The sequence below is a fragment of the Prochlorococcus marinus XMU1402 genome, from assembly GCF_017696205.1.
Lineage (GTDB): Bacteria > Cyanobacteriota > Cyanobacteriia > PCC-6307 > Cyanobiaceae > Prochlorococcus_A > Prochlorococcus_A marinus_AC.
Window position 1 is genome coordinate 306,286 of record NZ_JAAORD010000002.1, and the last position, 12,438, is coordinate 318,723.

Consider the following 12,438-nt stretch of genomic DNA (forward strand, 5'->3'; position numbering starts at 1 on the left):
TAATTTTTGCTGACAATGCAAGCACTTACATTCTTTTAATAAATTTTTGTTTTTCATTAATTTCTACTTTTTTTAAAAAAACCAAATTATTTGTATTAATGCAAGTATTAATAAATAATTTTTATAATTTATTTGGAACATCCATAATGTAGAAAATTCCGATTAATCACAAAACTTATATTGGTTTCTAAATGATTAGTATTTTATAATTTAAAAAAATTGTACAAATTTAATAAACCCTTTTGAAAATTTCAAATCACTCACTAATTAATAAAGCCATTAACAAAATAATAACTCCCTGGCACTCAATGCCTCTAATAGATAGATGGTTATTAGGGCAAATAATACCTCCTATGATATTTGCCATTTCTGCTTTTACTGTGATTTCTCTTTCGGTAGGTGTAATGTTTGATTTGATAAGAAAAATAGTTGAGTATGGCTTACCTTTATTAGAAGCCTTAAAAGCTTTAATTTATAGTCTTCCTAGCTTTTTAGTGTTATCATTTCCAATGGCTGTTTTATTGTCAACACTATTATCTTATGGAAAACTATCAGCTAATTCTGAATTATTAGCTTTAAGGTCATTAGGAATTAAGACTTCAAGAATCATTGCTCCAGCTATTGCAGTGTCTATATTCATGACGGGATTAACTTTTTATTTCAATGATAATTTAGTGCCCAATAGTAATAAGCTTGCTGAATCGACATTAAGGTCTGGAATAGGAAGTTCTTTTAATCAAGGGAAAAGTAAAAATAACATTATTTTTACTAGAAAAGGTTCAAGAATAAGTCCTACTAATCAGCCAACTAAAATAAATACTTTCCTAACTCATATCTTCTATGCTTCTCAGTTTGAAAACAATATCATGAAAGAAGTTACAGTTTTAGACTTCTCCAGAGAAAATGTAAAGCAGATCCTCACTGCAAATAGTGCAATCTTCGATAAAGATAATTCTTCTTGGGTATTTACAGATGGAAGTATTGTTTCAACAGACTCTTTTGGTCAAACGACAAATATTAGATTCAAACAATACACATACCCTTTCGTTGAAGGGCCATTGGATCTTGCAAAAGTGCCAAAGGATGCAAGTGATATGTCTTTAAAAGAAGCTTTAGAAGCTGAAAGAATATATAAAAAGATAGGAGATATTAAACAAATTAGAAAGATTCAAGTACGAATTCAAGAAAAATTCACATTACCTTGTGCATGTTTGGTCTTTGGATTAATAGGTAGTATTTTGGGATGTAAATCCAATTTAAGGTCTTCAAAAAGTCAGGGTTTTGGACTGAGTGTAATTCTTATATTAGTTTATTATGTTATGTCATTTATATGCAGTTCTTTTGGTGTCAAGGGATTACTCCCTCCAGTAATTGCAGCATGGTTTCCAGTAGTAACTTCTATAGGCGGTGGATTTTATTTTTTAAGAAGAACTTCCATATAATTAAATAAATAAAACCAACAAAATTATTTTTTTAGCAAAACAAATTTTTTTTTAAATGACCTTTGAATTTAAATTCTGAATATTAAAAGTTTTCAATTTTATTGATTAATTCTTTAACTATCTTAAAACTCTTTCTCTTTAAAATAGATATTAATAATCTATTAGGAGATATAAAAATTATTTTTTAGTGGTTTTTAATAATTTTAAATTCTCCCCAAAAATGCAAAAATATTCCAGTAGATAAGAGAAATTCAAAAATCTCTTGATCATTTCTAATATGTTCAACAGTTGATGCCCATGAAATATCATAATAAGCAAAAAATAAAGACACAAATAGAAAAAACAAGCTATATTTTTTACTCGGCAAAGAATTTAAGTTAGGCCATTTTCTCCATCCCACCCATCCAAAGAAGATACATAAAACATGTAATAGTGGATCAAGAAGAATATTATGAAAAAAAGGAAGATTATGAAAATTGGTCTCACCTTGAATACTTAACTCTGATATTGAATTTAATGAAAAACCTGTAATCCTTTCACCCCAACTAATTTCTTCCGCAGAAATTAGGAAACAAAATATACTAAAAAATAACCAAATCAACGCATCAATTGATCTCTTTTTTTTTGACTTATAATAAATAAAAAGTCCCATTAATGAGGATATAAAAAATTGACTAAACTGCAACCATTCCAAAGGTCCATCTTCTTTTTTCAATAAATCAAACCAAGTAGTTCCAAAAAGATTTTTTCCAAATGGTAATATATACACAAAACCATAAATAAATATCAAATAATAAATTGGAAATAAACTAACTTTTGAGGATATTGAACCCCAAGGTGTTTTTATTTCAGACATTTATTTTAAATTTTAATTTATCAGCATAATTTTAAACCTATGATTTAATTAAGTAAAGATTTTTTTCATCGTAAATATTAGATTTTTTTATATTGTTAGGATTTTTTGTCAGGTCTATAAAGCAATAATAATCATTTCTACAAAATTCAAGATTACTTTTAGATAATCAAATTAGATTCAAATTTATCTTTAATTAAACCAACCTTTTTTCTTTGCTTTTACATTTGGGGTGGACTGAAGTTTAGGTGATTCATCAACTCTTCCCTTAATAATCATTAGAGGAACAATTGCCCAGAGCGCTAAAAATAATATCCAAAATAAGTAAATGTTCATAATGCAAAAATTTCTAAATCTATAATAAAGTCGATTCATTAACATCTGTGAGTTTCTTTTTAAAGTTCTAGTTCACATGTATAATCCAATAAAATTTGAGAACTAAAGCATTGTTATGCGAATTGCCTCTTATCAAAAATATTAAGGAGTTTAAGCTTTAAAAAAATGATATTTTTAATAAGTAATAAGTTGATTTATTTCAGAGATTTGCACTCGTCATAACCACTGCTTTGCTTAAGTAGATGAAGAGTGCTCCAATATAATGAAATCTTTAAAAACCTTTTCGTGAATCTTATAAATTTTATTTTGTAAGTATTAAAAAATTCTTTAATAAAAGTTTAATTAAATGAAAAAATGCGATTTATGTAATAAGCCAGATAGAGTTCATTATAGGGTTAAATCCATAATTCATCCAAAATGGATTTTTTGTTGTAAAGAGTGTTGGAATATTATTTCAAAGCATAGTAAGTATTCCTATGGTGGCACGAGAACTTTAAAACAATAAATTATCTAGCAAATTAACTTTTAGAAAGTAATGCAATAATTTATAAATTGGAATTTAATAAAATTGAATTGAATTAAGATAATGACAATTAATTATGATTTAGAAACATGCTTTATGAAATTTACTAACAAAATAATCTTCTTTTTATTCTTTCACCTATCTTCTTAGTGTACTTTTTGTAAAAGAATTTTGTCTTATTTTGCCAAACCCAACTTTATTATCTATGACGAATGGTTTGATAATGATTTAGAAAAAACTAAACTTGATATTAAAAATAAAAAATTAAAAACTATTTCGAATTTGCATGAATATTATTATGAACAATCAAATTACAAAGTTGGTGCTTCTGAAAAGCATATGCAATTAGATATTAAAGTAAATGAAAAAGAAGTAATTACTTATGATTATCTTGAGAAGAGCGCAGAAAAATATTCTTTAGAATCAAACAAAAAATTTCGTTTTTTTCAAAAACTTTTTGAAAGCAGACTTAAGTTTAATATCTCAAAAAAATTAATTTATTCTTTATCAATTTTTGGGTTTATATTATTTTTTGGATTTCTACTAATTTTTATTTCGCAATCTAAAAAAAATAATTCAACAATAACTGATAATTCATTTTATCTAGAAAAAGAATTTTAATTTTTAAAAGAAATTATTAATTTCTTTTTCTATAGATTTATATTCGGAATTAATATCTTTAATAAATTCATCGACTTCTTTTCTAATTTTCTTGTATTGATTAATCTTTTGTTTGCTTTTCTCATAGAAAATAGCTTGAAATGTTCCTGGATTTACCTCCTCAATCCAATATCCTGCCAAACAATAAATTTTATTAGGCACAATACTTATAATTAATGAATTCTTGGAATTTTTATATTGATCAATTATCTTATTAACTAAGCTTCCTTTAGTTTTATTTGTACTAAACAAAATAATATCTTTTGCAAAAGTCTTATACTTCTTAGAAACGCTCTTACTTTTTTCTAATGAATTTCTAGAGAGTAACTTTTCAAGAGAATAACAATAAGCAATTAAATTAGTGTTTTCTTTATTTGAGGGATAAATAGTTATGAAAGAAATAATAAATAAAAAAAAAGATAAAATTAAATTCTTAAACATTTATAATTTAGGTTAAATTTATTATTACATAAAAAAAAAAGAAATTTCAAAACATGCTCTTTATTATCTTTTATATAGTCACATTAGGAAGAATTCTATTACCTTAGCAAACCTTTTTTATAATAAAAAATGAAAAATTCTATCTTCAAAAATAAAAGTTTCAAATCTTTTCTAGATTTTTTTTCAAGATTATCAATTTCGGCAATATTTATCTCAGCTATACCAGGCAAAATAAATGGTTTTGAAAGAACAGTTGAATATATTTCTTCAAAAGGTATTCCTGATCCAATTTCGTCAATTCTTCTAGTAGGGGCGATTATATGTCTTATCTTGGGTTCTGGATTTTTTATATTTGGAGAAAACCAAAAAATTGGTTCGTTTTTTTTATTACTTTTTCTTATTCCAACAACAATAATTTTTCATTTATTCCCTCTCCATCAAAGAGCAGTTCTTATGAATCTCGGTTTGATAGGTGGATTAATTATTTCTGCATTAAGGGAGCCAACATAAATAGCTTAATAAAGTAAGCCCAAATATTTATTATTTTTTATCTCTGAATTCTGAGAAGCATTTTGAAATAAGGATTAATTCATAAACTTCTTTACTATTATATTTTTTATTAGGAATTCCACTACCTACCTCTATCCCTCTTTCTTTCATCTTCATTAAGATCAATTCTTGTCTTTCACTACTAGACAAAGATTTGAATCGTTTTATTCTTTCTTCTTTATTCACTAGATCTTAATTTAATTAAAGATTATTGTTAAGGCTATATCAATTAGCGATTCATTACATAAGTAAGAAAGCCAGTAAATGTAAGTAATTTAAAACCAATAAAGAAAGGCAAATATTTTTTGACCTTTTTTCTAACGGGCAATAATTTGTTTAATGAATTCATGATCGTTTACATTACAAACCTATTTTCTCAAATATACTAACGAATTTTTTTTAAATTATCCAAGTTCGATTTGTATATTTTAAATAATAGATCTAAAGTAAAAGGTAGATGTATCTGATTTTTTATGAATGATAAAGAAACAATTATTTTATTATTAAATGAGTTTGCTAATCCCAAAAAAATGGCTTCATTTTTTGTTGATAACGCAACTCCAGATTTTTTATTTATAAGGCCGAGTGGTAATCCTATAGATGCAAAAGGATTTAAACAAATGATTACTGGTGATATAGTTCAAGAAAAAGCAGAAATAACCAAAATTCACCGATTCGAATTTTTAAGCGAAAATATAGTAATGTGCATTTTTACACTAGGTTCAAAATTTACTTATAAAGGTACACCTAATGATGACTTACCAACAGTCACATCTATTTTTAAAAAAGTAAATAATGTTTGGAAAATTCACTGGATGCAAAGATCTACAGGGAATTCGGATTTATCTTTATGGGATTAGCAAAGTTAATAGCCCTATTAATGGTCTTACTACTAGTAGGTAGCTCCTTTGTTGGTTCAATTATTTATTTTATAAAATAAAATGGTAAAAAATAAACTATACCTAATAACTATTTCCTTTTTTTGAAATAAATTTCTTCTTTATTGCTAAGAAATTTGTTTTTCAGGTGAAAATATAAACTTTAGAAAGACTAACACCTATATCTAAAGCTAATAAAGCAATTAGTAACTTACTCATTTTTTAGAACTCTCAACTATTTTTTTGTAAAGTTCTTCAGAAATAGGTTGCATAAACTTTTAAAAACTGATTACAAATTAGTAATTTCTAAATTAATTTCTCGTTACAAAATATACGGATATATGAATTTTTAGATAGGCAAAAAATATCTCTATAATTAGTTTTTCTTATGAAGTATTAATTAATACTAAGTTAAAAAAATCCAATAAATGTACAAATTTTTTAAAAAAATTAGAAATCTTATTTTAAGTATCTAGATCCTCTGTAAGTAAGCTTTATCGCCTTTTCTTCTTGTTTTCTACAATATACAAATGACTTTCCATTGAAGTACATGTTAACCATGATGCAGCTCCTAAACTTGCTCAAGTCCCCGTCCTATGGCTTGAGTCGTACTGCGGTCTATCAGATGGTAGATCGGACGATTTTGTAGCATTTACTACATCCTATTTATAAAGTATTTATACTTAGATGTCAACAATTAGTAGGAACTTAACTTCAATTTAAGTTTGGATTCTGCTCTCAAGAACTCCTTAAAAAGAATAAAGAACATATAACTACGAGTAACTCCCATAAAAACTGAAAAAGATGCTAGAACTACACAAATGGGGCAATGCGGGAATCCCATTATTTATTTTCCAATATAAATTTTAATTCAGCCTCTGCATTTAAAATATCAATTCTTCTCTTAAATAGTTTAAAAAATTTAATTATTTTTTTCAAAATTAAACCTTCTGTAGGCATCAATAATAATATTATTCCAAGAATGAATATATCAATGAGCAAAAATACTGAATCTATTGATATAACAAAGTTCTTGTAGCATAACTATACAATAAATAACACCAATATATGCTCAGATACTCTTGATCTAATTAATCAATAAAGGTTGATTCAGAATCAAATATAGTAATTAGGCCTCTAGCTCCATTGCAGTGCCATTTTTCTTTTGCTACAAAAATAGAGCGGGCTAAAGTCCAATACTCCACGAGGATTTAGTCCGCCGCCTTAATTCTGAAAGTGAAAATTTTTCTAGATCAATATAAATCTATGCTTCAAGAGATAAATATCTTAATTACTTGATAAGTTTTTTTTGTATATTGCGTATACAAAATTAATAGGTTATCTTAACTTAGTTACTAAATCCTCGTGGAAAAAGCTTTAGTTAATTTCTTTTACTGGCTACTAATAAGATCAGCCGAATCTCATTATGGAGAATCATTTGCATCTATAGAAGTCCCATTTAATTCAATCAAAAGTTTTTCTTAATTCTTTAAAGTTTTTTTGAAGTTTTTAATATTTAAATTCATAGATTTCTTTACCTTGAATAACTTTTTGAGATAATTTAGTTAATTATCTCTATTGCAAATAAAGATAAGGTTGTTATTCTTGCACTTAAAGAAGATACTTAATTTCTTAAACTGATGCAATTTAATCATTTGAATTCCAACGAAGATGATGGCCTCATGTCAATAGAAGATTTAAGGGCTTTACGTCTTCGAAAAAAGAAAATCGAAAGTGATAAGAAAGCCAGGAAATATATCCTTGAGATAAATCAAAGATATAGAAAAATGACTTCTTGCAAAAGTAATAACTTTTTAAGGCATATGAACCCTTTTAAAAAGGCCGCATAAATTGTTAACCTTGATTTTTTAATTTGTTTAACTTTGCAGCTTGCAGAGTAAGATTTTAATGGTGTTTCTTTGGAAGAGTTTCACCAAGAGGGGCCAATTTTTGGCCCCTTCTTCGCGGAGACATTTTTTAATTGAAACTCGTTCTAAAATAAAAGTAATACTTTCCTAGAAAGCGAAAGTGAAAAAATCTTTTGTTTAGAGTTTTTTATTACTACTTAATGAAAACCCTATATCTTCAAATAATTCATCTTATTAAAAAAACAAAAGTTTTAGCTCATGGACCATATACCTAAATTTATGGAATTTTTTCAACAATTATAAATTTTTTCATTTGCGATTTTGAATGGCTTCACCTACAAGTTGGGAATTCTACAAAGAAGTTAAGAGTAAGATTTTATGGGTGAATATTTGTGCCCAAGATTTAGAAGGAGTAGCTATTTCGATCAATAAATGGTGGAAGACAAGATATCCAGCATACAAAATTAGAATAGTTTCTAAAAAAGAATTTGAACTAGTAAAAATGCAAGCTGAGAAAAAGGAGCAATAAAATTATTATTTGGTAAATATTGATGCTGAATATTTAATTTTTGCGGGTATTATAAGTTCATTAAATTAAGAAACAAATGAACTCTGCATTTGCAAAAGTCTCAAATTTGAAGGTTAATAGGGCTTCTAAAATAACTATTACTCTCGCATCATCAACTTTCTTTTTGTATGCCTTGGGTCAAGCCCCAATTTTTAAAAATATTTTTGCAGGTGCCTTTTCTTGCTCTGGCTAAATAAAATACTATTTTATTAAGAGAAGCTAAAAAGCTAAAATAGACAGTGATTGAGAGTCGATCTACACTAAGAGGGATGAACCCCTCTTTTTTAAAGTTTATAGATTTATTTATTAAAAGATAATGACTATTCTTATTTCTCTTTTCTGCTAATGAATATTTCCCCGCACCTATTAATTGATACTGTGATATTAAGCGCTGCCCTTACAATAACTTTGGTATTAAGAGCAAAAGGTAATGCTGCAAGAGAAGAAAAAGAAAATAAATGATTATTAAAGAAGAAGAAAAAGAATTTAAAAAACCTAAATTATATAGATTTTGGAACTTTCTTATTTATGGAAGTTCCATTACTATTGGAGTTTTCTTAGTTTATTTATATTCTGCTTATGTCTTTATAAATAAATGACCAACATGTACACCATAGCGATTACTTATGGAGTTATGAGTCTTTTATTGTTTGGTGGGTTTGCATACTTTACTTTTAAAATGAAACGCTAATTTTTATGTCCTCTTCAATGAAAGATTTCTTAGATAAATTTTTTGATTTATGTAGAGAATATCAACAAGAAATTCCACCTAAGAAGATGGCTGAGATATTAAGAGAATATGCAGATAGATTAGATGAATGATATATACTGGCAGACCTAAAAAGGTATTAAAAGAATATAATTTCTAGCAAAATTTACACAAAATTTTTAAAGGTGGAATAAATTTTTTGAAGATATTTTCCTTACAATTATTCATAATTTGAGATTTTTTTTGATCCTTAATCCGTACAATTTTGTTCCTCTAACCGCACACATAAAACTTGAAATTTACTATTTAAATGAACTAGAACATAGGTGTAGTCAAGAGGTAAGTCCTATGGCACTAAATGACACATTTACTATCCAAGAAATTAATTTGGATAAAAAAAACCTTTCATTTGATAATAAGCTCGAAGAAATTGAAGCTTATTGGAATAACGAATGTGCAGAACATCCGAGTAACAACCATTGCAAGATTTTTTGTGATTAAAAATTTAACTTTTAGGTATTCTTACGCTTGATTTTTACATAATACCCGTACTAAAAAATAATCAGACAGAAAGGAGGCCAAGCGAATGACTAATTTAGGTATAGAAATTTTATTTTGGACAATTTTAATTTCTTATCTGGGATTAAGGTTTTCTCAAACTTGGAATGGATTCAAAAAACAGTATTAATTAGGAGAATAGAAAATGAAACTACAAACTCAGTTCACGGTTCCAAAAAAAGAATTAAAAGATCTTGATTATGTTAAGAAATTAGATTTCTTACAACAAACTTTAAACAAAGAATGTTTAGATTATCCAAATCAAGAAGATTGCTTGGTTTGTTGCAATTAGAAATCAAAAAATAGCTGTTTTTTAAACGTAAACAAATTTTTATTTGTTTTTATAAATTTTCTAAAAGGGAGTTAGCACTATGGAATTAAGATTCTTCCCAATAAATATTTTTAGAGAGACTCCAAAAGTCACATTCTTTGATGCAGGCATAGATAGTTCTAATGGTTCTGATGTTGTGATCCATTCTGGGGAAGCTATATCTCCTCCAGATGATTTAAAAGATGAGCAATATTACGTTCACAATCATCAAATTGACCACAATTTAGTTATCACTGGAGAAAGGAAATTTGTTTTAATAAATCCTTCCTGGGATGAACCTCATCATGTGATTTATTTAAATAGATCTATGGGAGCATTAGAAATTCCTACAGGAACTTATCACAGATCTATCTCAGGGAAAGAAGGTAGTATTGTTTTAAACCAACCCAAAAGAGATAAATTTTTTGATCCTGCTAAAGAATTTATCCCTCAAAAATTAGACAAAATTAATTTAATTAAGGCAAGAAAAAGTCCGCCTGTTTATTGGATTTACGAAAATAACAAAATCAAAAGAATCTATTTTAATCCTCTAGAAAGAAAAGTTAAAACTCTTGTTTGAAATGAAAAAACATATATCTCATAGTAATAATTTAAAAAACCTGAATTTAATTATTAATTCTGATACTTATAAATTGGCTCACGAAGATATTGGCCTACTAAGCCGAAATGAAATGCGTGGAGTTAGAATGCTTCTTGAAATTACCAAACCAGATTTAATCCTTGAAGAAAATAAAATTCTTTCAACCATAATTATTTTTGGAGGCGCAAGCATTGCAGAAGAATCAAATACAAAAAAGAGAATTGAAAATATAAAAGAATTAATTGAAAAAAATCATAAATCGATACTTCTAAAACGAAATTTAAATAGATTAGAAAATTTGCTTCTAATGAGTAATTACTATCAATCTGCAAGGGAGTTTTCTAAACTTGCTTCAATTAATAATCAAAATAAAAACTGTAATTCTCATGTGATTGTTACAGGTGGGGGACCAGGAATTATGGAAGCTGCTAATAGAGGTGCATTTGAAGCAAATTGTAAGTCTATAGGGTTAAATATCAGTCTCCCTAATGAACAAATACCAAATGCTTTTATAACTCCCGGTCTTTGCTTTAAATTTAATTATTTTGCATTAAGAAAGATCCATTTTGTTATGCGATCAGTAGCTGCCGTATTTTTTCCTGGAGGTTTTGGAACACTAGATGAATTATTTGAACTATTGACACTTTGTCAAACAGGAATGAAAACTAAAATCCCAATCATACTTTTTGGTAGAGAGTATTGGAATAAGGTAATTAACTTTGAATATTTAGCTGATCATGGATTAATTGAAGATGAACATTTAAATCTTTTCCAATATGCAGACACTGCAACAGAAGCATGGAAAATTATCAAATCGTCAAAAAAGTCAGCCTAGAAAACTACAAGCTGACTTGATAACAAATGTAGAAGAATTATTAATAAGTATTTGATATTTTGTTTTTCATGCTTTCAATCTTATTGATTAATTCATCTAACCATTCTGTATTATTTTGCTCTTGTCTTTTATGGCTTTGGCTTTTTTGAGTACTCATAAATTTCTTACTTTTATAATTTATTTAATATATCTTCAGAAATTAAAGGAATCAATAAGCAATATTACCAAATCGATTGATAAAACAAGCTTTAGTAGCATTTCATACAAACCTAAACATCACAAATTAATTAAGAAAATCTAAATCTCTTAAATTAAGTATTTTCTACGATGTTTTTATTTGAAATTATGATTTGAATTATTATAGGTATCTATGGATGTTCCTATGGAAAAATCATTTCTGAATTTTATTTATTGGATCCTATTAAAGTCAGCTGAAAGTTACTACGGAGATTCATTAAAAACAGAAGTACCTTATACTCCTTATTTTTAGTTTTGGTGGAACTTAACTTTTAAGATTAGATTTCTATTTTGAGAGTTATTAGTTTGGAATTAATTTATTTAAAAACACAATATGGGTTACTTACTGATTATGAATATAGTGAAATATTTAGAACGGATTGATTAATAATTAATGTTTTATGTATTAAAACTCTTTATTATTTTCTAGAAGTAATACTAGATAACAAATTTAGAAAGCAGATAAATTAAGAATTTCAGAAATCCAATTAAACTTAAAATTCAAAATATAATTGGTAGTTGGTTTGATATGTTTTGAATTGAAGGGAAACTAACTTATGGTCAAATCATATGTGTTAATTTCTAATGTGCGATTGTTCTACAAGAGAAGTTGAGGGAAATCCTTATTTCATTATTAATTGAATTTATTTTATTGATAAAAGTACTTGTTTTTTGGGTTAAAATCTAAGTCTTTAATTTTAAACTAAGGGTAATCAGCTCCTTCTTACCCAATCAGGAGATCCTTTAAACCAATCAGCAAGATCATCATTTTTTGGATCAAAATGATTTTCAGTTTCTAAACCATCAAGCCCAAGATTCTGGATTAGTCCATTTATTCCGTCTGAATTTTGTTTCCCATATCTTCTCAAGCTGTTAGCTTTCTTAAGCCATGTCCATATAGTTGAATTATGTTTTGAAAACTTTTCTACATAAATTCTTTCCTCCAATGAAACATGTGCATCTAGTGAAATCCTTTTCAAAATGTCTTTAATTTTTAAACGAGACTTGTTTGTTAGAAACATATACATAAAAGAAGTTAATGCTTTATAGAAGTTTTTTTTATGAATGTC

Annotated in this window: 18 protein-coding genes; 13 read left to right on the forward strand and 5 right to left on the reverse strand. The window is 26.8% G+C overall.

Annotation, left to right across the window (positions count from 1 at the left end; all coding sequences use genetic code 11):
• The first annotated feature begins 242 nt into the window (after nt 1-242).
• A complete protein-coding gene (locus HA141_RS07875) occupies nt 243-1,442 on the forward strand; it encodes an LptF/LptG family permease (RefSeq protein ID WP_209118580.1) in 1,200 nt (399 codons plus the stop codon).
• A gap of 184 nt (nt 1,443-1,626) precedes the next feature.
• Here HA141_RS07875 and HA141_RS07880 read toward each other — a convergent pair whose 3' ends face one another.
• Together HA141_RS07880 and HA141_RS07885 are read right to left on the reverse strand one after the other, a co-directional pair.
• Nucleotides 1,627-2,298 carry a pectate lyase gene (locus HA141_RS07880; RefSeq protein ID WP_209118582.1) on the reverse strand — a complete coding sequence of 224 codons (672 nt, stop codon included), beginning with the start codon at nt 2,296-2,298 and terminating at the stop codon, nt 1,627-1,629.
• A 189-nt stretch (nt 2,299-2,487) separates the two neighbouring features.
• Entirely contained in the window at nt 2,488-2,631 is a 144-nt protein-coding gene (locus HA141_RS07885) for a hypothetical protein (RefSeq protein WP_209118584.1), read from the reverse strand.
• Nucleotides 2,632-2,977: 346 nt separating this feature from the next.
• On the opposite strand from HA141_RS07885, the gene HA141_RS07890 reads away from it, so the two are divergent.
• Both HA141_RS07890 and HA141_RS07895 read left to right on the forward strand, forming a co-directional pair.
• Nucleotides 2,978-3,136 carry a hypothetical protein gene (locus HA141_RS07890; RefSeq protein WP_209118587.1) on the forward strand — a complete coding sequence of 53 codons (159 nt, stop codon included), beginning with the start codon at nt 2,978-2,980 and terminating at the stop codon, nt 3,134-3,136.
• Between the two features lie 189 nt (nt 3,137-3,325).
• Entirely contained in the window at nt 3,326-3,775 is a 450-nt protein-coding gene (locus HA141_RS07895) for a hypothetical protein (protein ID WP_209118589.1), read from the forward strand.
• Between the two features lie 3 nt (nt 3,776-3,778).
• Here HA141_RS07895 and HA141_RS07900 read toward each other — a convergent pair whose 3' ends face one another.
• Nucleotides 3,779-4,255: a carbon storage regulator CsrA gene (locus tag HA141_RS07900; RefSeq protein WP_209118591.1), complete on the reverse strand. Its 477-nt coding sequence runs from the start codon at nt 4,253-4,255 to the stop codon at nt 3,779-3,781.
• Nucleotides 4,256-4,384: 129 nt separating this feature from the next.
• Here HA141_RS07900 and HA141_RS07905 point away from each other — a divergent pair, with 129 nt between their 5' ends.
• Complete coding sequence (locus HA141_RS07905) at nt 4,385-4,765, forward strand: DoxX family protein (RefSeq protein ID WP_209118593.1); 381 nt, start codon at nt 4,385-4,387, stop codon at nt 4,763-4,765.
• 30 nt (nt 4,766-4,795) lie between these two features.
• Here the strand turns inward: HA141_RS07905 and HA141_RS07910 are convergent, their stop codons facing one another.
• Nucleotides 4,796-4,990 carry a hypothetical protein gene (locus HA141_RS07910; protein ID WP_209118595.1) on the reverse strand — a complete coding sequence of 65 codons (195 nt, stop codon included), beginning with the start codon at nt 4,988-4,990 and terminating at the stop codon, nt 4,796-4,798.
• A gap of 287 nt (nt 4,991-5,277) precedes the next feature.
• On the opposite strand from HA141_RS07910, the gene HA141_RS07915 reads away from it, so the two are divergent.
• The 9 genes from HA141_RS07915 to HA141_RS07950 all read left to right on the forward strand — a co-directional run bounded on the left by HA141_RS07915 (nt 5,278) and on the right by HA141_RS07950 (nt 11,131).
• Complete coding sequence (locus HA141_RS07915) at nt 5,278-5,664, forward strand: DUF3804 family protein (protein WP_209118598.1); 387 nt, start codon at nt 5,278-5,280, stop codon at nt 5,662-5,664.
• A gap of 1,658 nt (nt 5,665-7,322) precedes the next feature.
• Nucleotides 7,323-7,532, forward strand: coding sequence for a hypothetical protein (locus HA141_RS07920; RefSeq protein ID WP_209118600.1), 210 nt, complete (start codon nt 7,323-7,325; stop codon nt 7,530-7,532).
• A 343-nt stretch (nt 7,533-7,875) separates the two neighbouring features.
• A complete protein-coding gene (locus HA141_RS07925) occupies nt 7,876-8,079 on the forward strand; it encodes a hypothetical protein (protein ID WP_209118602.1) in 204 nt (67 codons plus the stop codon).
• Nucleotides 8,080-8,155: 76 nt separating this feature from the next.
• Complete coding sequence (locus HA141_RS07930) at nt 8,156-8,311, forward strand: hypothetical protein (RefSeq protein WP_209118604.1); 156 nt, start codon at nt 8,156-8,158, stop codon at nt 8,309-8,311.
• A gap of 503 nt (nt 8,312-8,814) precedes the next feature.
• Nucleotides 8,815-8,940: a hypothetical protein gene (locus HA141_RS09750; RefSeq protein ID WP_257473171.1), complete on the forward strand. Its 126-nt coding sequence runs from the start codon at nt 8,815-8,817 to the stop codon at nt 8,938-8,940.
• Nucleotides 8,941-9,070: 130 nt separating this feature from the next.
• Entirely contained in the window at nt 9,071-9,328 is a 258-nt protein-coding gene (locus HA141_RS07935) for a hypothetical protein (protein WP_209119248.1), read from the forward strand.
• 202 nt (nt 9,329-9,530) lie between these two features.
• Entirely contained in the window at nt 9,531-9,677 is a 147-nt protein-coding gene (locus HA141_RS07940) for a hypothetical protein (protein WP_209118606.1), read from the forward strand.
• Between the two features lie 79 nt (nt 9,678-9,756).
• Nucleotides 9,757-10,275: a hemagglutinin gene (locus HA141_RS07945; protein ID WP_209118608.1), complete on the forward strand. Its 519-nt coding sequence runs from the start codon at nt 9,757-9,759 to the stop codon at nt 10,273-10,275.
• A 1-nt stretch (nt 10,276) separates the two neighbouring features.
• On the forward strand, nt 10,277-11,131 hold the full coding sequence (locus HA141_RS07950) for an LOG family protein (RefSeq protein WP_209118610.1): 855 nt from the start codon (nt 10,277-10,279) through the stop codon (nt 11,129-11,131).
• Between the two features lie 950 nt (nt 11,132-12,081).
• On the opposite strand, the gene HA141_RS07955 is transcribed toward HA141_RS07950, so the two are convergent.
• Entirely contained in the window at nt 12,082-12,390 is a 309-nt protein-coding gene (locus HA141_RS07955) for a hypothetical protein (protein ID WP_209118612.1), read from the reverse strand.
• Nucleotides 12,391-12,438 lie beyond the last annotated feature (48 nt).